We start from the raw sequence: 25497 nt of genomic DNA, 5'->3' as shown, positions 1-25497 counted from the left end.
GCAAGTCCAAAGCCTACGGCAGCACCTACGGCAAGTCCAAAGCCTACGGCAACGCCCTCAAACGATTCCAATCATGAGGATGACAAGGACAACAACACCTCGAATTCTCCTGTGGCAGCAACCGCAACTCCGGTTCCGGTAGCAACAGCAAGACCTGTTCATCCTACAGTGGGTGCAACACCAAGTGATATGGTAAATGCGACACCGACCGTTCCGGCAACAACACAGAAGACAGAAAAAACAGGAGCAACCATAATCAATGCAGCCGGTGAGGCTGAGGCAATCGGATGGAAGGATATCCTTGAAAATATTCGTCAGAATGTAAGTGATAGCAGCAATAAAGAGATCTATATTGTGGCAGGCAGCGACACCGTTGTTCCTGCAGAAGTATTGCAAAGCGTAATGGGAAGCAACCTGTCTCTGAGAATCGAAATCGAGGAGGAACTGGCATGGATCATTGAAGGACAGGAGATCACAGAAAATGTAGGAGATATTGATTTCGGAATCCTTAGGTCAGCGGATCGGATTCCTGCTGAACTGATAACACAGATGACACAGGGACATGATTATATTCCTTTGTCACTGGTACACGACGGAAGCTTCGGCATGACCGCAAAACTGTCAGTCCGTCTTGGTACAGAGAATATCGGTAAATATGCAAATCTCTTCTACTATAATCCTGACAGTGCAGCAATGGAGTTAGTTGCGTTCGGTCAGGTGGCAGACAGCGGATGGGTTGAACTCAACTATGAGCATGCCAGCGAATATCTGCTGGTTATGGCTGACGAGCCTATGGATGTAGAGAATCTGTCCAAGGATGCTTCGTCGGAAGCAGTTTCCGCAGAAAATGACAACACAGAGAGCCAGAACCGTAATCACAGCAAAGCAGGAAAAATTTGGATTCCTATTGTGATTGTAATAGTATTGACAGGATGTGCTGCAGGATATTTCTATCTGCGTAAGAAAAAGTAAAAGGGTATATATATTCTGTATGATCTAACATTAAAAACCGGCGAAATCTTATTTGACATGGCTGTCATTAAGATTTCGTCGGTTTTTTGTATACGGTAGGTTATGCAGGATTTTAAAATCACGAGACATCATTGATAAGATTGGGTTCAGTAGGATACAGAAAGTTGTATTACTTTGCGGAGTAAAACAAGAAAAGACAGAAAGAAGTATCTGCAAATAAGAAGTATATAAAATGTTTAGATTTGGACAGTAGAAATAAAAACGTTTTTATGCTATCATGCATATAACAGTAAGAGGTGATAGCTATGAAAATAGAACGAATTGATGACAAGACAGTAAAGTGCTTCCTGTCCAATGAAGAATTGGAAGAGTACGAGATTGATTATAAAGATTTTGTGGTCCGCAGTGAAAAAGCCAAAGAGGTTGTGCAGGAGATTATCGAGCAGGCCGAGGAAGAGGTGGGCTATAAGCCGCCGAAGTATGCTTTTGACCTGCAGATCATGATGGTACCGGATGAAGGATTGATGCTGGTATTTTCCGAGAAGGAACCGCTGGAGAATAAAAACGGTGCACAGCTGTTACAGGCGTTGCAGGAGATGAAGCGTGTCTTCGAGGAGAAAAAGGCAGAAATCAATGCAAACTTAGAGAAAAGTGCACAGGCAGAAGAGGCATCGGAGAATGCCAAAAACGGAAAAGGCAAAAAGGGTAAAAAAGGTGCGGCGGAAGCACAGAAGCCGCAGTTTGCAATCTTTGCCTTCCGCAATATCGGCAGAGTCCTTGCATATGCTGCGGTGTTGCCTGCAAATCTGAGAATCGACAGTACTTTGTACCGGCTGGAAGACGGGACCTGCTATGTCTATGTAAAAAAAGGCGGTGCTTCCTACGAGCGTTACAGCAGAGCCTGCATCCAGGCGATGGAGTTCGCTGCTTTGTATGCTGCGGATGAGCAGAAGGTACGATATCTGGAAGAGCATGGTGAGTGCCTGATCCGTGAGAAGGCACTTCGTAAGCTGAGGGTATAGTATTTACTCAATATGAGGACCACCTAGCAACAGACGCCATATCCTCCGGCAGCGGTGCGGTAAAATGCATTTGTTCTCCGGTGATGGGATGGCGGAAGGATAACCTCCATGCATGCAGTGCCTGACGCTGTATCAATGCCATATCGGGATTGTACAGATAATCTCCGATCAGGGGGAAACCTAAATATTTCATATGGATCCGTATCTGATGGGTGCGGCCGGTCTCTAAAATGAGAGAGACCAGGCTGTGCCCGTTTTTTTCGTCCAAAACCCGGTAATGGGTAACAGCGGATTCCCCTTTTTCAAAATCCACACAACGCTCAATGATAGAACCTTCTTTTCGCCCTAAAGGTGCGGTAATCGTACCCTCAGAAGGCAGCACAGAGCCTTTTACAATGGCAAGGTATTCCCTTGTGATACTGGAACTGGTCTTGTTGGCGATCATGGTGGACAACATTCCGGCACTGACATAATGCTTGGATATAATCGTAAGTCCGGAGGTATCCCGGTCCAGACGATTAATACAACGGAACACAAAGGGACAGTTCTGCTGTGCAAAATAATAGGCAAGGCCGTTTGCCAGGGAATTGTAATAATTGTTCATGGAAGGGTGGATCGGCATGCCTGCCGGCTTATTGATCACCATGAGATCCTCGTCCTCGTAGATGATATCCAGCGGCAGCTCCACCGGTGGGATTTTTTCCGAGGAGTGTTCCTCGTGGATATGCAGCGTCAAGGTATCTCCCGGCTGCAATATATGATTCATGAAGCAGGGAATCCCGTTTGCCTGCACGGCGGTGGGGTCTTTTTTTAACTGCACCAGATTCTGAGAGGAGAAGCCTTTCTGTTTCAGAAAATGGTTGACCGGCAGGGGTGATATGAAATGATCTGTTGTATAGGTTAATGTACGTTCCATAAAAATTGTGCTTTCTAAATTATTATTTATGATACATAACGATGGTATTTTTCATACTCTCTTTGCTTGGGCGGCTATCGTGATCAAATTTGCGGTACAATTTATCCACGGCGGCTGCTTTATACGGGTGAACTTATTGTATCATAACACAATTCCCACGTTGTAATAAACAGCTATTCTCAGGATCGGGCAAAATCGGACAGTCCAGGGAGCAAATAATGTCATTTCGGAAGCAACGTATGTTTTCTATAATATCGTTAAAAGCACAAGTTTGTGCTTCTGCAAGCACAGATTATGAAAAAGCTGATGCCCGAAGCAGAGGAATATTGCGACAGAGATTGGGTAACAGAGCAGATTTGCAACGAAAATAATGAGTGAGAAAGGTATGGTGGTTTGTATGGAAAAATACGCATGGCGCGGAAAAATTGTACCGGGAATGCAGGAGGAATATAAGAAGAGACATGACAACATCTGGCCGGAGATGAAGGAAGTGCTGGCAAAAGCCGGAATCGTGAATTACTCCATCTGGATGCAGGGCGAAGAACTGTTTGGATATTATGAGTGTGAAAAAGGCGTTGACTATGCGGCAAAAGTGCAGGCAGAGAGTGACGTGGTGAAAAAATGGGATGAATACATGAAGGATATCCTGATCATGGAGAAGGATCCTGTGACGGGAGCACAGCCTTTGCTTACACAGGTATTCAGTTTCAGATAGGGGAGGTTGTGGATATCTTATGGAGAAATATTACCTGGCCGTGGATATCGGTGCTTCCAGCGGACGACATATTCTGGGACATTTGGAGAACGGCAAAATCGAATTAGAAGAAATCTACCGTTTTGAAAACGGAATGGATCATAAGGACGGCAAGCTTCTGTGGAATGTGGAGCGGCTGTTCGGTGAGATCCTGAACGGAATGAAAAAATGCAAAGAACTGGGCAAGCTTCCGGTCAGCATGGCAATCGACACCTGGGCTGTGGATTATGTATTGCTGGATGAAAAAGATCAGATTCTGGGAGATACTTACGGCTACCGTGATCACCGTACCGACGGAATGGACGCGGAAGTGGCGAAAATACTGCCGGAGACGGAACTGTATGCCAGAACCGGTATTCAGAAGCAGATTTTTAATACGATTTATCAGCTTATGGCAGTGGAAAAGAAGACCCCGGAGATTATGAAACAGGCGAAGACCCTTCTCATGTTGCCGGATTATTTCGGATTCCGTCTGACGGGAAATAAATTGTCGGAGTACACGAACGGTTCCACGACACAGCTGGTGAATCCCGATACCTTCCAGTGGGATAAGGAGCTGATCCGCAAGCTGGGTTACCCGGAGGATATGTTCCTGCCGCTGCAGATGCCCGGAACGAAAGTGGGCCAGCTGCTTCCGGAGATTCAGAAGGAAGTAGGATTCGATCTGGAAGTGGTACTGTGCGGAAGCCATGACACCGCATCGGCCGTAATGGCAGTTCCTCAGACAGAAGGAGACGGCATTTATATCAGCTCGGGAACCTGGTCTCTCATGGGAATCGAATCCCTGAAACCGGTCATTACAGAGGATGCCGCAGCGGCCAACTTTACCAACGAGGGCGGTTACGATCACCGGTTCCGTTTCCTGAAAAACATTATGGGACTGTGGATGATCCAGTCCGTAAGACACGAATATAACGATGCATACTCTTTTGCACAGCTGTGCGATATGGCGGAGGAAAGCAGGGAGTTCCCTTCCAGAGTGGATGTGAATGACCAGAGTTTTCTCTCTCCGGACAGCATGGTGGAAGCCATCAGACAGTACTGTCATAAGACAGGACAACCGGTACCGGAGTCCGTGGGAGAGCTGACTTCCGTAGTATACCGCAGTCTCGCACAGTCCTACGGAGAGACCGTAAGAGGTCTGGAGAAGATCGCCGGGAAGACCTATGACAGCATCCATATCATCGGGGGCGGTTCCAATGCAGCATATCTGAACCAGTTGACAGCGGATGCTACGGGCAAGACCGTATATGCGGGTCCCGGTGAGGCAACCGCTATCGGCAACCTATTGGCGCAGATGATCCATGCAGGAGATCTTGCAGATCTGAAGAGTGCCAGAAAATGTGTCCGGGAGTCTTTTGAAATTAAGGCATTTGCTCCGGCAAAGTAATAAAAATGATGCCAGGGTCAAAAGGTCTAAGCCCACATGAGCTTGCTCATAAGTGGGCAAAAGCCTTTAGGACCCGCCCCGATATGAGCATAAAAGTGGGATGATAATCCCACGATATGCGAATATTGGGTAGGATTGTGGGAGTGCGTAGCACGGAGCAATCCGTAGGCATCAAAGTCGGGGGCTTTTGCCCCCGACATCATAAAAATAACCTTATAAAAGGAGGAAATTATAAATGTTAGTAAACACAAAGGCAAAGATCGGTGTATTTTCCATCGCTCTGGGAGCATATCTGCCCCAGTTCCCCCAGCTGGTGCCTAATTTCGAGGCACAGTATGAGGATTTCAAAAAGACGATTCCCGATACTGTAGATATCGTTGATGGTGGCATGGTGACCACCAAGGAACAGGCTATGGCAGCAGGTGATAAATTCCGTGCTGCAGACGTAGATCTGGTATTCCTGCAGTTGCTGACCTATGCAACTTCCTATAACGTACTTCCCGCGATCCGTGATCTGGATGTGCCTGTAGTATGTATCAATGTGCAGAAAAAGCTGGCGCCGGACTATGCCAATACCGATATTCCCATCTGGCTGGGTGACCTGTATGCCTGTGGTGCCGTAGGTGAGGCTGTGGCAGACCTGGAGCGTGCAGGCAAGAGACATGCTGTAATCACTGGCGTGGTAGAAGGCGGCGACCCCGAGGTGGCAGCTCAGATCGAAGATTGGTGTAAGGCAGCTCAGGTCCGCAGACGTTTCCGTCAGACCAATATTGCCCAGATCGGCCGCCCTTATCCCGGAATGATGGATCTCTATATCGATGAGACCAACCTTTACAACAGAATGGGCCTGTATACCAAGCAGTTTGACTGGGAAGATATGTGGGCTATTGCAGACGATATTACTGATACCGAAGCTATTAAGGCGAAGGCACAGGACATCATCGATACCTTCGAAGTAGAGGGTGGCGCTACCGCAGATGACGAAGATATTCTGGATATGGCAAAGCATGTGCTTGCTTTCGAGCAGTGGGCGAAGGATGAAGACTTAAGCATGATCGCCTCCCATTATGCCGGTAAGGCACAGGGAGTAGCCGGTAAACTGGATTCCATGCTGATCCCTGCATTTTCCATGCTGATCAAGCAAGGTACCGCATGTGCCGTAGAAGGTGATATGAAAGTTGCCATGGCAATGTCCATTCTGAAGACGATCTCCGGTATGGGACAGTTGTCCGAGATGTACTCCATTGATTTCAACGAGGATATCTGCATCATCGGTCATTCCGGATCCGGCGATGCGGATATCTCTCTGGCACATAAGCCCACCATGAAGATCGTTAAGGTATTCCACGGCAAGGTAGGAGGCGGATATCTGACTCAGTTCTATCCTCCCGTAGGCCCGGTGACCTATCTGGCTATCACGCAGGATAAGGACGGCAACTTCAAGTTCGTTGTGGCAGAAGGCGAGAATCAGCCCGGCCCGATCTTCACTTTCGGTGACACCAATATGCGTACCAAATTCTCAATCCCCTGCAGAGAGTTCGTGAACCGTTGGAGCGAGGCAGGCCCTACCCATCATATGGCAGCAGCTGCCGGCAGACATATTGACACGATCCTGAAGGTTGCTAAAATATTAAATGTGCCGGTAGATGTGATCACACGGTAAAGCATTTGCGTAAAAATGGCGAAGTAACTGCAGAAGCAAAAAGCGAACTCTGAAAAACCGATTTTGCGAATGGGATGCTGGATAGTTACGAATATTTATGATTTAAAAAAAATATGCCTGTAGGCGGCAGTCCACAGGCAATAGAAAGGTTAGGTATTATCATGAAATTTTTAGATGCAGAATTTGTACAGGGATTTATCAGAATGGCAGATGACGGCTGGCAGCAAGGCTGGCATGAACGTAACGGCGGCAACCTGTCTTACCGTGTGAAGCCGGAAGAGGTAGAACTGGTAAAGGAGAACTTTGAGCCGAAGGAGTTCCAGCCCATCGGCACCACAGTTCCCGCACTGGCAGGAGAGTATTTCCTGGTGACCGGCAGTGGCAAATATTTTCGTAATGTCAGCATTAAGCCGGAAGATTCTATCTGCATGATCGAACTTGACGACAAGGGTGAGAATTACCGTATCGTATGGGGTCTGGTAAACGGGGGCAGACCTACCTCCGAGCTCCCCAGCCACCTGATGAATCTGGAAGTGAAGAAGCTGCAGGATCCCGACTACCGTGTTGTATATCATGCACATACCACCAATATCATTGCGCTGACCTTCGTGCTTCCTCTGGAGGATAAGGTATTCACCAGAGAACTGTGGGAGATGGCAACCGAGTGCCCCGTAGTATTCCCGGATGGTGTGGGCGTAGTGCCCTGGATGGTACCGGGCGGCAGAGAGATCGCAGTAGCTACCTCCGAACTGATGAAGAAATACGATCTGGCCATCTGGGCACATCATGGAACCTTTGCCGCAGGCAAAGACTTCGACCTGACCTTCGGTCTGATGCATACCGTAGAAAAATCCGCAGAAATTCTGGTGAAGATGTTGTCCATGCAGCCGAATAAGAGACAGACCATTACCCCCGATGATTTTCGCCATCTGGCAAAGGACTTCGGTGTGACCCTTCCGGAAGAATTCTTATATGAAAAATAACGATCCGAGGGACACACGAAGGAGCCTCGAACCGTTATATCTTGAATGCCTGACGTTATCGGCGCGATTTTAAACGCGCCTCGTTAGGTGTCATATCATACATTTTTTTGAACTGTTTGTAGAAGAAGTTCTGATTCTCATAGCCTACAGACAGGGCAATCTCAGACACCGGCAGCGCGGTGTGGGACAGCTGATTCATAGCGACTCGCATACGCTGCCGTGTTTGTATTTCCTTAAAGGTAGTGCCGGAATATTTTTTGATCATACGGCTCAGGGAAGAGGGGGTGTACCCGATCTGTGCAGCCAGTTCGTGAAGAGTTCCGGTATCATAATGCTCCGCCAGGTATCTGCGTACCACCACCATCAGGACATTGCTCTGCTCATCTTTCTGGTCTAATAAAATATTTTCCGCATTGCTTAAGATATGCATGAACAGCAGGGCAAAGGTGTGTTCCGAGAGCTTATGCCAGTTCTGAGGCTGCTGTAACAGAAGGAAGACCGCATTGTGGATGAGGTTCTGGATGCAGGGATTATCGGAGACGGTAAAGTACAGATACTGACCGACACAACTGTCACCTTCCAGCGCATTGATGATAAAATCCGCCAGAATATTATCCTTGTTGATCAAAGTCAGGATATTCTGGAAATAGGCGGGGCGGATGATGATGTTAATGCCCAGATCTTCCTGGCCACAGGCTATTACCGCATGTTCGATATGTTGGTTCATAAATAGAAGTTCCCCGGGGCGGAGACAGATCTCTTCTTCATTTATGACATGTGTGACAGAACCAGAGAGACAATAAAAGATCTCCACGTAATCATGTTTATGCTTTGGAAAATCCACAAAGCGGGTGTGGCGACGCAGAGTAATATCATCTTCGGAGTGTTCCAAAAATTTATCACTCTCTACTACAAAATCCTGTTTGCTGGTGTAGAGATTCTTCTGAACGGCAATATTACCGTCTAAAATCTGTTGTTCCTCCGGTGTGATATAGGCCGGATCCAGAAAACCGTTCTCATACATATCGATCGTCATTCCTTTCAGCAACCCGCAATTTTGAACTGCGGGCAGGTTTTTCGACTGAGTTTATTTTACAGGAAAGAGACAAAAACCTCAAGATGTGTGCAAAAAGTGATTCTGCATTGCACGTGTCATTTTTGTGTTGTATATTAATAATGATTATGAACAATAAGCAGCTTTGCGCCGGCAGTCCAAAGTGTGCAGGTTGTGGAAAGATATGAGGATTTGTATGGCAGATACCACAGTTAAAAAGATCATCTGCAGTTCCTGTGGGGCAGAATTTGAGGATACCCTTCCGAAGTGTCCCTATTGCGGAAGCCTGAATTACAAGGGCGCCGAAGCGGAATATCTGGGGAAGCTGGAAAGCATGCGGCAGGATATGCAGCAGTTGGAGCAGGTACCGGAGAAGGAACTGAAGAAAAAACTGAAAAAGAAACAGAAATTTGTGATTAAGCTTCTGATCTTATTGGCGGCATTGGCAGCGATACTTGCGGTAATTGTGTTCCGGGTGCGGTATATAGAACCCAGGGATGCCAGAGCGGATTATCTGTGGGAAAAAGAGAACTTTCCGATACTGGACCGTCTCTATCAGGAGAAGGATCTGGAAGCACTGATGGATTTTTATGAGCAGGCTGTCGAAGAGAACAGAACCATAGACCGATGGGAACACAGTGGTATTTTCCGCTGGCTCATGAGCTGCCGGGATGCGAGAGAATATCTGGCGATGGAACAGAGTGGAGAGACACTTCGCGACTATCAGGAGACACAGCTTTTAGATGATTATTGGATGATGCGGGGACTGGACTACAGCGAGGTCATTCTGACGGAGAAAGACAGGGAGTATATCCGTCCTTATGTGGAAGCAACCCTGAACAGTCTGGCAGACCGTTATACGTTTACCGCAGAAGAAGAGAAAAAATTCGAGGATAGTCTGCGAAATAATTACGGTTATCCCAGATATGAGGATTGCGAGGAATACATTAAGAAGCATAACGAATAGGAAAGGATCATAAAAGCAATGATGAAATGTAAATATTGCGGGGGCAATCTGACATTGGAGCAGGCATATTGTCCGCATTGCGGAAGACCGAATGAAGAAGCCGCACAGCATGTCAAAGACATGGAGCATTACAAGAGCAACTTTGAGGATACCAAAAGTGATGTCTATAAAGTGGCGGAGAAAAATACGGAGATCATGTCACATATGATAATCATCACAGTGCTGGTGATCCTGTGTGTGGTGGTGTTTGTAGTATCTGCACGTAGCTGGAGCATCCACAGAGGCTTGCTACAGTTTGATGCAGGGATCCGGCAGAGCAGCTATATGAAACAGATGGAACAATATCTGGAAGATGAGGATTACATAGGTTTATCAGCTTTTTGCGACAGGCATTACATCCGGCCTTATAGCAGTAATAATAATTATGAAAAATATCAGCTGCTCATGGAAGCCAGCGGAGCGTATCGTTACTTTTATGAAAGTCTGATGAAGGCAGTTACGATCAACTCCGGCAATGTATCCATACTTCCCGGTCTGTATGAAAATATTTCGGATTATTACGAGCAGCTGGAAAGGATTCTGCATCCTGTGGATAATGATTATAGGGCAAAACAATATCGGGAACTGCCGGAGGAGCAGAAGGAAGCCATTCTCCGGATGGAAGAGAATGAGAAGGCACTGCTGCAGACCTATTTTGGCATGACCCCGGAAGAGGCAGAGAATTTCGGTACGATGTCAAATGCACAAAAAATCTTATTCCTGGAAGAAAAAGGCGAGGTGATGGGTTATGGTAAATCTGAAGAGTAAGCTGAAACAGGCACAGAAGCAGAGAGGCGCGCTGCTTGTGATGAATCTGGTGATCATAGCCCTGTGCCTGATATTGTTTTGGGGAACCATTCATATGTTCCGGCAATTAAATGACGCCTTTTCCCGTCCTGCGAAGACCAACTGGATGGAGAATAATGTGCAGAGTGAAAATTATGCCTACCTGTTAGTAAATTATCACGAGGACATGGCGTACGGCGGCTTGCTGTCCGGAACAAAAAAGGAATGCTATGGTGTGGCGAGATATTTTGAGGCGGCGTCCATGTATAAGGCATTTCTTCAGACCGGAGATACGGAGCGAGCTGCCAGAGAAAAGGAGAAGATGGATGCCGCATATGAAGAAATGGGTGACTGGAATATTGCAGCGGACAGCATCAGGGAGAGACTTGGATTGGACTGACAGATTTGCTGTAGGAATACCGGCGATATTACTGGCAGCCTGTCAGACAGTGGGATGCCGGATCAGTATAGAATACCATACTTCCGTACATAGAACGATGCAGTCGTGGCTGGAACAGGTCCCTATGGCAGGCTGGATTTTGTGGTGGATAGCAGAGACATTACTTTTTGGACAGATGCTGCGATGGCTGTTTGTGCATGCAGGGAGAGACAAGGCAGTTCAGGAGGACGGTATCGGGAAAGGTATCGGAAAGAGAATATTTTTGATTTTTGCAGGATTGTTGATAGCCTGGCTGCCGGTGCTCCTTTCCAATGATCCCGGATTTTATAATTATGATATTTACGGGCAGGTGCCTCAGGTGATGTATCCTGAGGTACCGTATAATACACACCATTCGTTACTCAGCACGTTGGTCATGGGAGGCGTTATCACGATAGGATACCGGATCTTCGGGACGATGGAGAAGGCAGTATTTCTTCACTCCTGCTTCCAGATGATACTTTGTGCGGCGACCTTTTCCTACAGTCTGGATTTCTGGTATCGGCGATTGAATAGAAAATGGCTGTTGGGAGTCGGATTTTGTTTTTATGCTTTTCTGCCGACGATTGCCTTGTTTTCCGTCAGTACGACCAAGGATGTGGTATGCTCTCTGGCACTTTTTATTGCATTTCACCTGTTGTATGAATTGTATGAGAATACGGAGGGATTTTTTCGGAAGAAAGAGAAAATCGCAGCATTATCGTGTAGCCTGATCGTGGGAGCGCTGTATCGGAAAAATGTAATTTATGCGGTTTTTCTTTATCTGGTGTTGTGCGCGGTTTTCTGTAAAAAGCAGAAAAGAAAGATCATTTCACTGTTTGCGGGAACGATTCTGCTGACCATGCTATTGTCTGTGGGAATGGAAACTCTGCTCCATGCGGAAAAAGGTTCCGCGGTAGAGGCTCTGTGTGTACCGCTCCAGCAGATTGCAAGGGTATATACAGATAAGGGAGAAGCGGCGTTTGACAGTGAGGAATTGCAGCTGCTGGATCAGATCATGGACAGAGAACAGTGGTCACAATATAATCCTTTTCTGGCAGACCGGATCAAAAATTATGTGAATAATGAAGAACTTCTTCAAAATAAGTTGGAGTATCTGAGACTATGGTTCCGAAAAGGATGGCAGTATCCGGGATGTTATCTGAGAGCCTTTCTGGATAATACGTATCAGGCCTGGTATCCGGGGACATCGGTTGTGGATGATCCGGACGGTGATATTTATTACTTTGATTTCGAGGGAAGAAATGTACTGGAAATGAAGACGATCAGTTCCCGGCTGACAGAATTTTATCGTAAGATATCGCTGGAATATTATTACCAGAAAATTCCGGTGATCCGTGCGTTGTTTGCAATCGGCACCTATTTCTGGCTGGCAGTGATCCTGTTTTTCTATGGCATCCGGCGGCGGAGGGCAGAGATATGGAACAGTTGGCTGCTGGTTCTGGCACTGTGCCTTACGGTCTTTCTGGGTCCCATATCCCTGGTGCGTTATTATCTGCTTTTATTTTATGTAGCTCCGGCAGGTATCTTCTTATTAGCAGATAGACCTTGACAAATCACGGAAGCATGCACTACAATTACTTGCATACGACAATGACGATGAAAAGGATCAGTACGATCGGAAAGCATCCCAGAGAGAGGGGAAGGACACGGTGACGTGCGGCTGGGAACCCCTTATGACAGAGGATCGGAAACCTCCCTTGGAGTCCTGTGCGAGACACAATGTACCTGGAAGCGGCGAAGCACAGCGTAGAACCGGCGTTAACGGTGACAGAGCAGGATACATATTTGTATCAATCAGGGTGGTACCGCCGAGTGATCGGTCCCTTTTTCGGGAGCGATGACCCGGCGTTTTTCGTTTCCGTAGATCGTATTAGCAGCAGTTTATATGCAAAAAAGAAAAGGAGAGAAAAAATGGCAGACAAGAAAATGGTAGAAGCGATTACTTCCATGGAAGAAGATTTCGCCCAGTGGTATACCGATGTAGTGAAGAAAGCAGAGCTGTGTGATTACACCAGTGTCAAGGGCTGTATGGTGATCAAGCCCGCAGGCTATGCGATCTGGGAACTGATCCAGAAGGAGCTGGATGCACGTTTCAAAGCAGTCGGAGTACAGAATGTATATCTTCCCATGTTCATTCCTGAGTCCCTGTTGGACAAGGAGAAGGATCATGTAGAAGGCTTCGCACCCGAAGTAGCATGGGTTACCCAGGGAGGATTGAATGAGCTTCCCGAGAGACTCTGTGTCAGACCTACTTCCGAGACGCTGTTCTGTGATTTCTATAAGAATGACATCCATTCCTACAGAGACCTGCCTAAGGTATACAATCAGTGGTGTTCCGTGGTACGTTGGGAGAAGGAGACCAGACCTTTCCTGCGTTCCAGAGAGTTCCTGTGGCAGGAAGGACATACCGCACATGCTACCGCAGAAGAATCTCAGGAGAGAACTCTGCAGATGCTGAATGTATATGCGAAGTTCCTGGAGGAGGTTCTGGCTATCCCCGCGATCAAGGGACAGAAGACCGAGAAGGAGAAATTCGCAGGTGCAGTTGCAACCTATACGGTAGAAGCACTGATGCATGACGGCAAGGCACTGCAGTCCGGTACCAGCCATAACTTCGGTGACGGCTTCGCCAAGGCTTTCGGCATCCAGTTCGCAGACAAGGACAATACTTTAAAATATGTACATCAGACCTCCTGGGGTATGACCACCCGTCTGATCGGCGCATTGATCATGGTACACGGTGATAACGAAGGTCTGGTGATTCCTCCCCGTGTAGCACCCATCCAGATCTGCATTGTGCCCGTTATGCAGAAAAAGGAAGGCGTTCTCGACAAGGCGTATGAGCTGAGAGACCGTCTGGCAAAGGATTTCCGTGTTAAGGTAGATGACAGCGACAAGACCCCCGGCTTCAAGTTTGCAGAGGCTGAAATGAGAGGTTATCCCATCCGTGTGGAGATCGGCCCCAAGGACATCGAGGCAGGCAAGTGCGTGATCTGCCGTCGTGATACCAGAGAGAAGATCGAAGTCGCTCTGGAGGATCTGGAGACCAAGGCAGCCGAGATCCTGGAGACCATGCAGAAGGAAATGCTGGAGAGAGCAAGAGCACACCGCGACAGCCATACTTATGTGGCACATAACATGGAAGAGTTCGAGCAGATCTTCAATGAGAAGTCCGGATTTGTCAAGGCTATGTGGTGCGGATGCCAGGAATGTGAAGACAAGATCAAGGAAAAGCTTGCTGTTACCAGCCGCTGCATGCCTTTTGAACAGGAACAGATCGCAGATACCTGCGTATGTTGTGGAAAACCTGCGAAAAAGATGGTATACTGGGGAAGAGCATACTAAGATAATATGTAACTATTCAGAGCCATGTAAATATCGTCAAATATTCGTCGAATGCTGGCATTCGTAAGAATATTTTATGATATTTATAGGGCGAAGTAACCACATGAGCAAAAAAGAAGCTCCATAGGGGCGTTTTGCAAATGGGGTTCTGAATAGTTATGAAAATATTAATAAGGCAGATGAAGACGCAGGCCGGTAGTATTGCTACATGGTCTGCGCCTTATTTTTCAATGATAATGCTCGGAAATGAGGAAAAAGATGATCTATAATACATTTGAACTGCATCAGGAGGGTTCCCTGCCGGGAGCACATTTAGTTACCTATATTCAGGAGTATTCGGAGGCAATGGCAATTAACGACAGACCTCTGATCCTGTTGTGCCCGGGAGGCGGCTATACCAGAACCTCCGACAGAGAGGCGGAGCCCATGGCACTGAAATTCCTGGCGATGGGATATCATGCGGCAGTGCTGCGCTATTCCTGCGCCCCTGCGGAATATCCTACTTCCTTAAAGGAACTGGCTTACAGCATCAAGTTCCTGCGGGAGCACGCGAAAGAGTGGCATATCGATCCCCACAAGATCGTAGTGGAAGGCTGTTCTGCGGGAGGACACCTGGCAGCCAGCCTTGGGGTGTTCTGGGATGAAGATTTTCTGGCAGAGAGCCAGGGACTTTCGGCATCCGAGCATGAGCTGCTGCGTCCGGACGGACTGCTGTTATGCTATCCGGTCATCACTTCCGGAGAGTTTGCCCACAGAGGATCTTTTGAGAATCTGTTAGGCAGCAGACAGGAGGAGCTGGGAGAGAAGCTGTCCCTGGAGAAACAGGTAACAAATAAAGTGCCGAAGACCTTCATCTGGCATACCTTTGCGGATCAGTCGGTACCGGTGGAAAATTCCCTGCTGTTCGTCAGCGCTCTCCGCAGAGCCGGAGTGCCCACGGAATTCCATATGTATGAAAAGGGAGCGCACGGGCTGGCACTGGCGAATAAGCTGACAGAGACTAACGATGGCAGAGCCGTACAGGAGGAATGCACCTCCTGGGTTGAACTGGCGCATACCTGGCTGGAGAGCCTTTTTGCAGGAGATGTGGAAGACGGACTGCACGCACAGGGCAGAGAATGGTAAGAATAGCAATAAGAGAAAATGAAAACGCAAGGAGCAGTCATGGAACAGGCAGATACGATCGTTCAGATCCCTCACTTCTACGGAAGCCTGAAGGGAATGCAGAAGAAATTCGATAACTATGCAAGACAGGATGCTTTCACCGGATCCACCAGAGAGGAATGGGAAAGTTGGAAAGAGACTTCCAGAGAGACTTTGAAAGAGCTTCTGGGATGGAAATATATGGAGACCTGTGATCTGGACCCCCGCGTGGAAGAAGTCGTGGAGCTGGAGAACGGCATTCGTCGGGAAAAAGTGATCCTTCAGGTAGAGCCGGAAGTGTATATGCCTATGTATATACTGATCCCGCCGAAGCAGAACGAAGGGAAGCAGAAATGTTTTCTTGCCCTTCCGGGGCATCAGGGCGCAGGTAAATTCAGCGTGGCAGGCCGTGATGATATTCCCGCGGTAAAACGGATGATCGAATTCTACCATTATGATTACGGTATGCAGCTGGCGAAGCGTGGTTATGTGGCAATCTGTCCGGACTGCAGAGGCTTCGGAGAGCGCAGGGATGAGGCATTGCAGAAAGGAACGGATGAGAAATCCTTCCTGACCAGTACCTGTTTTCATCTGGCACATATGGCGGAGCCTTTGGGAGAGACCGTGGCAGGTATGTGTACCTGGGATGCTTCCCGGCTGATCGATTATGTCTACGAACGGGGCGAATGGGATACTGAGGACTTGGGAGTCATGGGATTTTCCGGCGGTGGTATGCAGACGCTGTGGGTCTCTGCTTTGGATGACCGTGTGAAAAAATGTATCATCAGCGGATATCTCTATGGATATCGTGACGCGTTGTTATTGCTCAACGGAAATTGCAGCTGTAATTATGTTCCCCATCTGTGGGAACACTTTGATATGGGAGATATTGCATCGCTCATTGCTCCGAGACCGCTGGCGGTCCAGTCCTGCCGGGATGACCATCTGAACGGTCCCAGAGGACTGGTGAATGTGACGGAGCAGATGGATATTGTGCGGAAGGCTTACAGCCTGTACGGAAAAGAGGAATACCCGATCCACGATGTCAGAGAGGGAGACCACTGCTGGCATGAAGAGGTATTGGATATCGCACTGCCAAGACTGTAAGACATTTATAACCCCTGTTAATAGTTACAAAATATGGAGGAACGTATGGAATATATCGTTCTGGATCTGGAATGGAATCAGAGTAACACCGGTAAAGAGGATGCTGTGGAGAAACTGCCTTTTGAAATCATAGAGATCGGTGCCATCAAACTGAATAAAGAACGTGTCATGGTCAGCGAATTCAATGAACTGATCAAGCCACAGGTCTACCATGAGATGCACAAGATCACCAGCAAACTGATCCATATTCAGATGCAGGAGCTGGAGCGTGGGAGACCATTCCCGGAGGTCGGAGGAGATTTTGTGAGATGGTGCGGACAGGAGGAGTATCTGTTCTGTACCTGGGGCACGCTGGATCTGACGGAGTTACAGCGGAATATGGCATATTATGAGATGCCGCTTCTGGCACCGGGACCGCTGCCCTATCTGGATGTGCAGAAGCTGTTCGCCATTGCCTATGAGGAGCGCAAGATCCGCAGAAATCTGGAATATGCCATTGATTTTCTGCATATTGAGAAGGATATTCCCTTCCACCGGGCGTTTAGTGATGCCTACTATACGGCAAAGATCCTAATCCGGATACTGGAGGAGCACCCGGAGGTAGTGGTGAACCTGTCCTACGATACCTTCTGTCCTCCGAAGGACCGTAGGGACGAGGTGAAAGCGCAGTTTGATACCTATGTAAAATATATTTCCAGGGAATTCAAGGACAAGACAGAAGCTTTCGCAGATAAGGAAGTCGTGTCCAGCAAATGTTATCTCTGCCATCGTAACCTTCGCAAGAAGATCAAATGGTTCAGCGCCAACGGCAGGCATTATTACTGCGTGGCTTATTGCGAGAAGCACGGCTATCTCAAGGGCAAGATCCGGGTACGCAAGGCATATGATGGCGGCGTATATATCGTCAAGACCACGAAGCTGATTCCTAAGGAAGAGGCAGAAGCTATTGCGGCCCGCAGAGATCACGCCAGAGAAGTGCGCAAGAGACATAAGCACAGCAAGGCGGGAAATACCGGGGAATAGGGACAGAATATGCAAATTACATTTTAGAGGGAGGATGGCAGCGGCTACGAGGCAAGATTTACGACCTGCGGAATCTGTACCCTTATGAAGGAACTGGGACTTACTGAGCTGATCCCTGCCATGTGCCAGTTTGACTACACCATGAGCGAGGCGGGCGGTGTCACCAATTTTGTCAGGGAATACACCCTGGCTTCCGGCGGATCTTATTGCGACTGCGGGTATAAGAAAAAGTTTAAGTAATTTGAAATAATCATTGTATTTTTACAACATATAGAATATACTAAAAATAACAGAACCCAACACGCCTCTCAACGATGCGGACCACGTTGGGTCTTTTAATTTTAAGGGGGAAAATATATGGGGGAACTAAAGCAACATCCATTACCGATGACAATAGACGAACAAATAGAAAACTTGAAATCACTTGGCTTAATTATTGAGAACGAGGAATATGCCAAGAAGATATTAAATGACATATCCTATTTCCGATTAATTAAGGCGTATAGTTTAGGATTTAAACCTAAAAATGGGAAATATGAAGAAGGCGTAACATTTGAGCAGATTGTAGAGTTATATCTGTTCAATGCTAATTTCAGACAAGTGACATTTGCTGAGATAGAAAAAATAGAAGTAAATGTCAGATGCAGAATTGCAAATTATTTTGCGGAAGTTTATGGAGTTCTTGGATATATGGAACCCCAAAATTTTGTGGACGAAGAATATCATCGGGCATTTATGGCTGATATCGAAGAGGAGGTTCGGAGAAACTCAAAGGCGCCGTTTGTGAGAAATTTCAAAACTAATTATGCAGGTGGAAATTTGCCTATATATGCATTGGTGGAGGTATTTAGTTTTGGCACTCTTTCAAAATTTTACAAAAACATGAAAAATGCTGACAAAAAGGCAGTTGCCAAGAGTTTTGGAATTGGATATACATATCTGGAAAGTTGGTTGGAGAGCATTTCTTATGTTCGCAATGTTTGTGCGCATTATGGGAGGTTGTATAATGCAAAACTTTCAAAGACGCCTATTCTTTACAAAGAATATACACAAGCCGGTATAGGAAACAATAGAATGTTTGGTGTATTATTGTGTATGAAACAGATTTTAAAGAATGACAAGCATTGGAATCTTTATGTAGATCAAATAGAATTGCTAATAGATAAATATGAAAAAGTAGATGTGAAAACGATGGGTTTTCCGGATGACTGGAAGAAATTGTTGGAGCAGAAATAGGTGTAATAGAAGAGTATACAATGGAAAACACAGTAGATACCGGGATTCTACTTCCGGGAGGTGTACTTATTTCTGAAAAGAGAATAGTATGATCTCAGACACAGGAGGTAAGCACATGGATCTCGTCAAGATAGGAAAATATATTGCAGGCAAAAGAAAAGACTTAGGTATGACGCAGAAGCAGCTCGCCGAAAAACTGGGTATGAGTGACAAATCCGTATCCAAGTGGGAGCGGGGAGTTTCCCATAGTTAAAGATACCACACCAAATATGATGAACCCACGCTTATACACTACCAGCTATAATAAACCGCAAGGACAGCAATTTGATGATACTGCTGTCCTTTCTTTTATAAAATTGCAGTACACATAAAAAAGCTGTAATATGATAAATATATTTGTCCTTGTAACAATTCTCGGACATTTGCCTGTTATACTATCTGCAAAAAGCAAAGGAAGTGAGGATATGAAGCAGATTTTAATTGTCGAGGACGACAGTTTTTTGAATAAGATGTTAGCCTATAACCTGACCGCAGACGGCTACGGCGTGACTTCTACTCTAAATGCCAGAACCGCAGCCGAAGCCATCCGCCAGCGGGAATTTGATTTAGTGCTGTTGGACATTAACCTGCCAGATGGGAACGGTTTTGAGCTGTGCAAGCTGATAAAGCCCCAGCACCCGGACACCATCGTAATATTCCTGACCGCCAACGATCAGGAGAGCGACCAGATACGGGGCTATGAGGTGGGCGCGGTGGACTACATCACAAAGCCCTTTGTGATCGGGGCCTTGCAGCGAAAAATCAAAGCCATGTTCGCTATGCTGGAACACCACAAACCGGCCAAGGACATTTACGACGACGGGCGGCTGTTTCTGGACTTCTCGGAGCAGACGGCTTCCCTAAACGGCAAGCCCCTGACCCTATCCCCGATGGAGTATAAAATGCTGAACCTGTTCCGCAAAAATCCCCGGCAAGTGCTGACCCGTGGGCAGCTTTTGGAAAAGCTGTGGGATATAGACGAGAGGTTTGTAGACGAACACACCCTGACAACCTCCATCAGCCGGATTCGCAGCAAGATTGAATCTGACGGCGGCGCACCCTACATCAAGACTGTTTACGGCATGGGCTATCAATGGACGGGAGGCGAGGCAAAATGAAGTTTCAAAACCTCTCGGTAAAGCGGCTGTTTGGCCGGGTGGCAATGGAGCTTGTCCTCTCCATGTCCGGGATCACCATAGCCCTGTTTCTTGTGACAAAACAGATTGCGGTGCTGCTGACAGGCGGGACGCTGCTGCTGTGCGCCCTTGTGGGGATTTTTGTACTGACGCAGGCGTTTGGAAAGCGGCTGTCGCAGTTTACCGCTGACCTGTGCCAGACCTTAGACCACATGATCGCCGGGAATGAAGCGCCCCAGCGGCCAGAGGACAGCGAAACCCAGCTTGCCAGAATCGGACACCGGCTGGCAAGGCTTTACCAGATCATGCAGGAGAACCGCCGCCGGGTGGACGAGGAACGGCAGGAGTTACAGACCCTTGTATCGGATATTTCCCATCAGGTGAAAACGCCGGTAAGCAATCTGAAAATGGCGACGGACACCCTGCTGGAAAAGCCCATGACCGAGGCGGAGCGCACCGACTTTATCCGGGGAATCCGCAGCCAGACGGATAAGCTGGACTTTCTCTTTCAGGCCCTTGTGAAAACCTCCCGACTGGAAACAGGCGTGATCCAGTTGGATAAGAAGCTGGGCCGTCTTTTTGATACTGTGGCGCAGGCCATGAGTGGGATCGTGTATGCGGCGGAGAAAAAGGAAATCGCCGTGTCCGTGGACTGCCCGGAGGATTTGACCGTTTCCCATGACAGCAAGTGGACATCCGAGGCCCTCTTTAATCTGCTGGACAATGCGGTGAAGTACACCCCGGCAGGCGGGAAAATCGCTGTGTCGGTGGTGCTGTGGGAAATGTATGTGGAGATCAAAGTGACCGACACCGGCAAGGGCATTTCCGAAAGCAATCAGGCTGCCATCTTCCGGCGCTTCTATCGTGAGGAAGAAGTACACGAACAGCAGGGCGTGGGCATTGGCCTGTATCTGGCCCGCGAGATTGTAATGCGGCAGGGCGGCTATGTCAAAGTGGTTTCGGAGCCGGGCAAGGGTTCGGAATTTTCCATTATGCTGCCTACAAAATGAAAGTAAACAAGCGAGGTGTTTCTATTATGAATGAACGAGAAAAAATAATCCGACTGTGGTTTGATATGTGGCTTTATCAGAAAGATATGGGCATTGATGATATTTTTGCGGAAGATGTACTCTATACAGAAAGTTGGTGTCCCCAGTATAGCAATCGTAAAACAGTAAAACATTGGTTTCAGGAGTGGAATACCCGTGGAAAGGTGGTAGTTTGGGAAATCAAGCAATTTTTCCATAAAGAAAATCAAACGATTGTAGAGTGGTATTTCAAAAATGGAATGAACAATGGGGATATAGAGGAATTTGACGGTATTTCTTTGATTGAATGGACAGAGGACAATAAAATAAAATCATTAAAAGAGTTTGGGTGTAACCGTAATACCTACAATCCTTATCAAGAAAGCGATACTCCTCAATTTAGAAATCAAAAGGCGAATTGGTTTTAGAACAGATCATGAGCTACGGCGGACGGCCATTTCCGGCTGCCCGCCGTAAATTTTTTTGAAATGTCCGAGCGCTGTAACATTTCACCCCGATTTTCAATGAAATTTTTTGGCCGCTGTAACATTTCGCGGACATTTGGGTTTTACAATGACCTTATCAACAGGCAGAAAGCCTTGAAAGGAGTTTTGAGTATGAGCGTTTTGCAGACGATTGATCTGAAAAAGTATTACGGCACAAAGCCGAATATCACCCGCGCCCTTGACGGCGTGAACTTCTCCGTAAATGACGGTGAGTTTGTGGCCGTTGTGGGAACCTCCGGCAGCGGCAAGTCCACCCTGCTTCACATGATGGGCGGGCTGGACACTCCCACCAGCGGAACCGTGATTGTCCGAGGCGAAGAACTGGCAAAGAAGAACGACGAGCAGCTTACCATCTTTCGCCGCCGCAACATCGGCTTTATCTTCCAGAACTATAACCTTGTTCCCATCCTGAATGTGTATGAGAACATCGTCCTGCCGGTGGAGCTGGACGGGGACACGGTGGATCAGAAGTTTTTGGACGAGATCGTTCACCTGCTGGGACTGGAAGATAAACTGAAAAATATGCCGAACAATCTTTCCGGCGGCCAGCAGCAGCGTGTGGCTATCGCCCGCGCCCTGATTACCAAACCGGCTATCGTGCTGGCCGACGAGCCGACCGGCAACCTTGACAGCAAGACCAGCGCCGAGGTGCTGGGACTTATCAAGCGCACCAGCGCGGAGTTCCGGCAAACCGTTGTAATGATTACCCACAATGACGACATAGCCCGCCTTGCAGATCGGATTGTCCGCATTGAGGATGGCAGGATTGTGGAATAAGGAGGTGGCAAGCTATGACATGGCCTTTTGAAAATGATACCAGTGACATTGAAAAGAAGCTGGCAAAGCGCAGTTTGCATCGTGAACGGCAGCGTAATTTATTTGCAATCATTGCTCTTGTGCTAACTGCATTTATGATAACTGCGACATTCAGTATTGGTTTTAGTTACTTTGAAACCTACCAAATGCAACAAATTCGGTTAATGGGAACTACCGCTGATGTCGGAATCACAAATGTAACAGAAAATCAGTTGGTTGAAATTTCAAAATCAAACCTTGTCCTTGACGTAGGTATACAGCAGCGTTTAGGTAGTGTTGATACAGAACAACTGAGAAACGCAAGATTAGGTGTAGTATGGATAAATGATACAGAGTGGGAACACCACCGTCTTCCTACTATATCAGGTGTTGTAGGAAATTACCCATCAAGTAAAAACGAAATTATGCTACCTACATGGGTGCTTGAACAGATGGGCATTTCTGATCCGCAAATAGGGATGGAGATTGTGTTGTCATACCAAATTGGCGATAGCTATGATTATGTCACGGACACCTTTTTGCTGTCGGGCTACTATACGGACTACATTCCAATGCGCACAAATAATCGTGGTTATGTTTATGTTTCATCCGCTTTTAAGGATAGCTTAAATGTATCACTGGATAATAGTGTTACGGCAATGATCCGTTTTCAAGGCAATGATAATGCTGACAAAAACTGTGAAAGATTGCGGCGTGAGATTGACTTTACAGAAGGGCAAACATTTGAAATTGTACCATTAGAACAGGCAAATGGTGGAACTATTATTTTAGCTGTAATAATTTTAGCAGTTTTTATATCCTTTAGCGGCTATCTGCTGATTTATAATATTCTTTATGTCTCTGTCATAAAAGATGTGCAATTCTATGGCCGTCTTAAAACGATTGGAACGACCCAAAGGCAGATAAAGAGAATTATCTATAAGCAGGCAATCAGAATCTCTTGTATTGGTATTCCGATTGGTCTGTTACTTGGTGCGGTTGTTTCCTTTGGCATTGTTCCTTACTTCCTGAATATGATGTATTCAACAAATTCTGATGTGGGAACAAAAGTATCTTTTTCGCCGTTTATTTTCATAGGAGCGGCCATATTTACGTTCATTACCGTTATGATTGCAAGCATGAAGCCCGCCAAAATTGCCGGAAGTGTTTCACCAATAGCAGCACTCCAATATACAGCAGCCAGCACAAAGAGCAGCGCCAGAAATTGTAGCAAAATGAAGTTGTCCAGAATGGCATGGAACAATGTCTTTCGTAATGCTAAGAGTACAACCCTTGTTTTTGCATCGCTTTTTTTCGGCCTTTCCTTGTTCCTTGTCGTCACAGGGCTATTACATGGTTTAAGCCCGGAGAATTATGTGAGCCAATGGGGAGTAAGCGATTTTGCACTCACATATAGTATCCACGAAAGAGAAGATTTAATTTCCAGCGAAATGGTTTCAGAGATTGGTCAGCTTGACGGCATTGAGAATTTGAGGTTGACCTATGCACCTTATCCTCAAGTAGCAGCAGATGTTGTATATGACGATGCTGTATTTCACGAGTTTCTTGCGTCATTAGACGGAGTAAACGGCATTGATTTTTCTGATCCGGCAAAATTAGAAAATTATCAGCAAAACTTTTTTAGTGGGGTTTTTGGAATTGACAGTGCATATTTGGAAGAAATCAATAAAACCTTAAACTTGCCTATTGACACGTCTGCCTTTGAACAAGGAAAGGTTGTGCTGCTGTCCAAAACAGTAGAAGACCTTATTCAGCCGGGGCAGGAAATAACAATCCAGACGCAGAACGGACAGCATTCCTTTATTGTAGCGAACGGTTATTTGAATGAAGGGTTTCGAGCAGGAGGAGGCAATGAGAGAGGGACGGCTCCTGATTTGTATATTAGTCAAACAGCTTTGAAAGAACTCTTTCCGCAATATAGAGTGTTCCGCGTGGCCTTTGATACGGATGGTCAACATGACGAAAGTATACTGCAAGAATTAAAGCAAATCACCGCATCACAAGCTAACATTGATATTATATCCCGATATGAACGGCGAGAAGAAATGCAGGAATATCTCATTACAGCAAAGGTTTTAGGAACAGGGTTGTCCGTGATCCTGCTGCTTGTTGGTGTCATGAACTTTGTCAATACAATGGTTGTCAATGTAAATACTCGGCGCTATGAATTAGCTGTTCTTGAAAGCATTGGAATGACAAAGCGACAAATCAAACGAATGCTATTTATGGAAGGTTTCTATTATTGGGGCGTTTCCCTTTCCCTTGCAGTCACCATTGGAACAGCAATCTTCATCTTGCTATATATGATTTTTAGTAAAGTGGCCTATTATGCTGTTTTCTCCTATCCATTTATCCCACTGGTGCTGGTGTCTGGACTGGTGTTGCTAATCTGCCTTATTGTGCCTATATGGGTCTACAAAACTGACGTTAACCTTCCAGTTGTGGAGCGATTGCGGTTGACAGAGTGAGTTTAATCAAATAGCAAAACATCCTTAGATCAATCATATCGAAGCGGAGCAGATTTTAGCTGCTCCGCTTCTTTAGTATTTTTCAAAAAATTCTTTTGAAATGTCCGAGCTTTGTAACAATTCAGCCTGTTTTTCTGTCGAAATCAAAGGCACCTCGGACATTTATAGTTCTTCCAAAAGTTTGATGATAATATTACCATTCATGGAAGAAGCAATCTGTTATTGCAATAATGCGAAATTGACGATAGAAAGTTTTTCATATCTCGGTCAGCTCAACAATTACATTACTCTGCTGATACAGCCAGTCCGTAAATTCTTTCGGGCTGGCCGTTCCTGTTTTTACAGCCTTTTTTCTCTGTAAGGCTTCTTTCTTAAAGTCGGAAAAGACAGCCTGTATTTTTTCCAGACGGTCAGCCGGAAAGCCTGCGGTATTTTTTACCCGGTTTATTTTGTTGCGCCAGTTCTGGCATTCATTTTTATAAAGCAGGTCATAGTTATTTTCTCTTGACCTCTCGTCAAATTCCCGCTTGTTTTGAAGCGCCTGTGCTTTTCGGCACTTGTCGCTGCACAGCTCATACCGCTGGCTCTTTGCCAGAAAATATTTTCCACAGACCTTGCACCGCCGGAAGCAAAGCCCCCAGTCATTCAGCCTGTTCAGATAA

General features: G+C 46.6%; 23 protein-coding genes and 2 pseudogenes. 22 read left to right on the top strand and 3 right to left on the bottom strand.

Features of this window, described 5'->3' with window-relative positions; genetic code table 11:
* Both DW835_RS18215 and DW835_RS11430 read left to right on the top strand, forming a co-directional pair.
* On the top strand, nt 1-972 hold a 972-nt coding region (locus DW835_RS18215; RefSeq protein ID WP_207665427.1), incomplete at its 5' end, for a hypothetical protein.
* Between the two features lie 305 nt (nt 973-1277).
* The gene (locus DW835_RS11430) at nt 1278-1994 is read left to right on the top strand and encodes an adaptor protein MecA (RefSeq protein ID WP_182430309.1); all 717 of its coding nucleotides are present in this window, start codon (nt 1278-1280) and stop codon (nt 1992-1994) included.
* A gap of 7 nt (nt 1995-2001) precedes the next feature.
* Here DW835_RS11430 and DW835_RS11425 read toward each other — a convergent pair whose 3' ends face one another.
* Nucleotides 2002-2910 carry an RluA family pseudouridine synthase gene (locus tag DW835_RS11425; protein WP_118731143.1) on the bottom strand — a complete coding sequence of 303 codons (909 nt, stop codon included), beginning with the start codon at nt 2908-2910 and terminating at the stop codon, nt 2002-2004.
* A 370-nt stretch (nt 2911-3280) separates the two neighbouring features.
* On the opposite strand from DW835_RS11425, the gene DW835_RS11420 reads away from it, so the two are divergent.
* From DW835_RS11420 to rhaD, 4 genes are all read left to right on the top strand, one after another.
* Nucleotides 3281-3625 carry an L-rhamnose mutarotase gene (locus DW835_RS11420; RefSeq protein WP_243037146.1) on the top strand — a complete coding sequence of 115 codons (345 nt, stop codon included), beginning with the start codon at nt 3281-3283 and terminating at the stop codon, nt 3623-3625.
* Between the two features lie 19 nt (nt 3626-3644).
* Entirely contained in the window at nt 3645-5054 is a 1410-nt protein-coding gene (gene rhaB / locus DW835_RS11415) for a rhamnulokinase (RefSeq protein ID WP_118731142.1), read from the top strand.
* A 235-nt stretch (nt 5055-5289) separates the two neighbouring features.
* On the top strand, nt 5290-6717 hold the full coding sequence (locus tag DW835_RS11410; protein ID WP_118504467.1) for an arabinose isomerase: 1428 nt from the start codon (nt 5290-5292) through the stop codon (nt 6715-6717).
* Between the two features lie 161 nt (nt 6718-6878).
* Nucleotides 6879-7700, top strand: a complete 822-nt coding sequence (rhaD, locus tag DW835_RS11405; RefSeq protein ID WP_022312462.1) for a rhamnulose-1-phosphate aldolase — start codon at nt 6879-6881, stop codon at nt 7698-7700.
* Nucleotides 7701-7755: 55 nt separating this feature from the next.
* On the opposite strand, the gene DW835_RS11400 is transcribed toward rhaD, so the two are convergent.
* Complete coding sequence (locus DW835_RS11400; RefSeq protein ID WP_118504465.1) at nt 7756-8736, bottom strand: AraC family transcriptional regulator; 981 nt, start codon at nt 8734-8736, stop codon at nt 7756-7758.
* A 214-nt stretch (nt 8737-8950) separates the two neighbouring features.
* Here DW835_RS11400 and DW835_RS11395 point away from each other — a divergent pair, with 214 nt between their 5' ends.
* The 16 genes and pseudogenes from DW835_RS11395 to DW835_RS11320 all read left to right on the top strand — a co-directional run bounded on the left by DW835_RS11395 (nt 8951) and on the right by DW835_RS11320 (nt 24835).
* Nucleotides 8951-9721 carry a hypothetical protein gene (locus DW835_RS11395; RefSeq protein WP_118539737.1) on the top strand — a complete coding sequence of 257 codons (771 nt, stop codon included), beginning with the start codon at nt 8951-8953 and terminating at the stop codon, nt 9719-9721.
* A gap of 18 nt (nt 9722-9739) precedes the next feature.
* Nucleotides 9740-10528: a hypothetical protein gene (locus tag DW835_RS11390; protein ID WP_118731141.1), complete on the top strand. Its 789-nt coding sequence runs from the start codon at nt 9740-9742 to the stop codon at nt 10526-10528.
* Nucleotides 10509-10946 carry a hypothetical protein gene (locus DW835_RS11385; RefSeq protein WP_022312458.1) on the top strand — a complete coding sequence of 146 codons (438 nt, stop codon included), beginning with the start codon at nt 10509-10511 and terminating at the stop codon, nt 10944-10946. Before DW835_RS11390 ends, DW835_RS11385 begins: the two co-directional genes overlap by 20 nt.
* Nucleotides 10933-12537 carry a DUF6020 family protein gene (locus tag DW835_RS11380; RefSeq protein WP_118731140.1) on the top strand — a complete coding sequence of 535 codons (1605 nt, stop codon included), beginning with the start codon at nt 10933-10935 and terminating at the stop codon, nt 12535-12537. Before DW835_RS11385 ends, DW835_RS11380 begins: the two co-directional genes overlap by 14 nt.
* 362 nt (nt 12538-12899) lie before the next feature.
* Nucleotides 12900-14333 carry a proline--tRNA ligase gene (gene proS, locus DW835_RS11375; protein ID WP_117568808.1) on the top strand — a complete coding sequence of 478 codons (1434 nt, stop codon included), beginning with the start codon at nt 12900-12902 and terminating at the stop codon, nt 14331-14333.
* Between the two features lie 258 nt (nt 14334-14591).
* Nucleotides 14592-15458 carry an alpha/beta hydrolase gene (locus DW835_RS11370; RefSeq protein ID WP_243026443.1) on the top strand — a complete coding sequence of 289 codons (867 nt, stop codon included), beginning with the start codon at nt 14592-14594 and terminating at the stop codon, nt 15456-15458.
* A gap of 18 nt (nt 15459-15476) precedes the next feature.
* The gene (locus DW835_RS11365; protein ID WP_243037145.1) at nt 15477-16583 is read left to right on the top strand and encodes an alpha/beta hydrolase family protein; all 1107 of its coding nucleotides are present in this window, start codon (nt 15477-15479) and stop codon (nt 16581-16583) included.
* Between the two features lie 45 nt (nt 16584-16628).
* Entirely contained in the window at nt 16629-17606 is a 978-nt protein-coding gene (locus DW835_RS11360; RefSeq protein ID WP_118731139.1) for a 3'-5' exonuclease, read from the top strand.
* A gap of 33 nt (nt 17607-17639) precedes the next feature.
* Nucleotides 17640-17846: pseudogene (locus tag DW835_RS11355) on the top strand (L-2-amino-thiazoline-4-carboxylic acid hydrolase); the annotation flags it as partial.
* Between the two features lie 117 nt (nt 17847-17963).
* Nucleotides 17964-18842 carry an Abi family protein gene (locus DW835_RS11350; RefSeq protein WP_022312786.1) on the top strand — a complete coding sequence of 293 codons (879 nt, stop codon included), beginning with the start codon at nt 17964-17966 and terminating at the stop codon, nt 18840-18842.
* Nucleotides 18843-18957: 115 nt separating this feature from the next.
* On the top strand, nt 18958-19095 hold the full coding sequence (locus tag DW835_RS11345; protein WP_347475459.1) for a helix-turn-helix transcriptional regulator: 138 nt from the start codon (nt 18958-18960) through the stop codon (nt 19093-19095).
* Nucleotides 19096-19306: 211 nt separating this feature from the next.
* Nucleotides 19307-19999 carry a response regulator transcription factor gene (locus DW835_RS11340; RefSeq protein ID WP_117447642.1) on the top strand — a complete coding sequence of 231 codons (693 nt, stop codon included), beginning with the start codon at nt 19307-19309 and terminating at the stop codon, nt 19997-19999.
* Nucleotides 19996-21027 carry a HAMP domain-containing sensor histidine kinase gene (locus tag DW835_RS11335; RefSeq protein WP_117447643.1) on the top strand — a complete coding sequence of 344 codons (1032 nt, stop codon included), beginning with the start codon at nt 19996-19998 and terminating at the stop codon, nt 21025-21027. The genes DW835_RS11340 and DW835_RS11335 overlap by 4 nt, the downstream gene beginning before the upstream one ends.
* A 26-nt stretch (nt 21028-21053) precedes the next feature.
* Nucleotides 21054-21473 carry a nuclear transport factor 2 family protein gene (locus DW835_RS11330; protein ID WP_044946403.1) on the top strand — a complete coding sequence of 140 codons (420 nt, stop codon included), beginning with the start codon at nt 21054-21056 and terminating at the stop codon, nt 21471-21473.
* 189 nt (nt 21474-21662) lie between these two features.
* Nucleotides 21663-22328, top strand: a complete 666-nt coding sequence (locus DW835_RS11325; protein WP_118731138.1) for an ABC transporter ATP-binding protein — start codon at nt 21663-21665, stop codon at nt 22326-22328.
* Between the two features lie 14 nt (nt 22329-22342).
* The gene (locus tag DW835_RS11320) at nt 22343-24835 is read left to right on the top strand and encodes an ABC transporter permease (protein WP_118731137.1); all 2493 of its coding nucleotides are present in this window, start codon (nt 22343-22345) and stop codon (nt 24833-24835) included.
* Nucleotides 24836-25091: 256 nt separating this feature from the next.
* Here DW835_RS11320 and DW835_RS11310 read toward each other — a convergent pair.
* A pseudogene (locus DW835_RS11310) lies at nt 25092-25497 on the bottom strand (hypothetical protein); the annotation flags it as partial.

It is taken from the genome of Clostridium sp. AM34-9AC, assembly GCF_003480225.1.
In the GTDB taxonomy this organism is placed as follows: Bacteria; Bacillota; Clostridia; order Lachnospirales; family Lachnospiraceae; genus Acetatifactor; species Acetatifactor acetigignens.
This window is presented reverse-complemented; position numbering and strand designations above follow the sequence as displayed.

Coding starts and splice junctions, on each gene's coding strand:
- DW835_RS11430 (WP_182430309.1), top strand. CDS start 1,278: ATGAAAATAGAACGAATTGATGACAAGACAGTAAAGTGCTTCCTGTCC.
- DW835_RS11425 (WP_118731143.1), bottom strand. CDS start 2,910: ATGGAACGTACATTAACCTATACAACAGATCATTTCATATCACCCCTG.
- DW835_RS11420 (WP_243037146.1), top strand. CDS start 3,281: ATGAGTGAGAAAGGTATGGTGGTTTGTATGGAAAAATACGCATGGCGC.
- rhaB (WP_118731142.1), top strand. CDS start 3,645: ATGGAGAAATATTACCTGGCCGTGGATATCGGTGCTTCCAGCGGACGA.
- DW835_RS11410 (WP_118504467.1), top strand. CDS start 5,290: ATGTTAGTAAACACAAAGGCAAAGATCGGTGTATTTTCCATCGCTCTG.
- rhaD (WP_022312462.1), top strand. CDS start 6,879: ATGAAATTTTTAGATGCAGAATTTGTACAGGGATTTATCAGAATGGCA.
- DW835_RS11400 (WP_118504465.1), bottom strand. CDS start 8,736: ATGACGATCGATATGTATGAGAACGGTTTTCTGGATCCGGCCTATATC.
- DW835_RS11395 (WP_118539737.1), top strand. CDS start 8,951: ATGGCAGATACCACAGTTAAAAAGATCATCTGCAGTTCCTGTGGGGCA.
- DW835_RS11390 (WP_118731141.1), top strand. CDS start 9,740: ATGATGAAATGTAAATATTGCGGGGGCAATCTGACATTGGAGCAGGCA.
- DW835_RS11385 (WP_022312458.1), top strand. CDS start 10,509: ATGGTAAATCTGAAGAGTAAGCTGAAACAGGCACAGAAGCAGAGAGGC.
- proS (WP_117568808.1), top strand. CDS start 12,900: ATGGCAGACAAGAAAATGGTAGAAGCGATTACTTCCATGGAAGAAGAT.
- DW835_RS11370 (WP_243026443.1), top strand. CDS start 14,592: ATGATCTATAATACATTTGAACTGCATCAGGAGGGTTCCCTGCCGGGA.
- DW835_RS11365 (WP_243037145.1), top strand. CDS start 15,477: ATGAAAACGCAAGGAGCAGTCATGGAACAGGCAGATACGATCGTTCAG.
- DW835_RS11360 (WP_118731139.1), top strand. CDS start 16,629: ATGGAATATATCGTTCTGGATCTGGAATGGAATCAGAGTAACACCGGT.
- DW835_RS11350 (WP_022312786.1), top strand. CDS start 17,964: ATGGGGGAACTAAAGCAACATCCATTACCGATGACAATAGACGAACAA.
- DW835_RS11345 (WP_347475459.1), top strand. CDS start 18,958: ATGGATCTCGTCAAGATAGGAAAATATATTGCAGGCAAAAGAAAAGAC.
- DW835_RS11340 (WP_117447642.1), top strand. CDS start 19,307: ATGAAGCAGATTTTAATTGTCGAGGACGACAGTTTTTTGAATAAGATG.
- DW835_RS11335 (WP_117447643.1), top strand. CDS start 19,996: ATGAAGTTTCAAAACCTCTCGGTAAAGCGGCTGTTTGGCCGGGTGGCA.
- DW835_RS11330 (WP_044946403.1), top strand. CDS start 21,054: ATGAATGAACGAGAAAAAATAATCCGACTGTGGTTTGATATGTGGCTT.
- DW835_RS11325 (WP_118731138.1), top strand. CDS start 21,663: ATGAGCGTTTTGCAGACGATTGATCTGAAAAAGTATTACGGCACAAAG.
- DW835_RS11320 (WP_118731137.1), top strand. CDS start 22,343: ATGACATGGCCTTTTGAAAATGATACCAGTGACATTGAAAAGAAGCTG.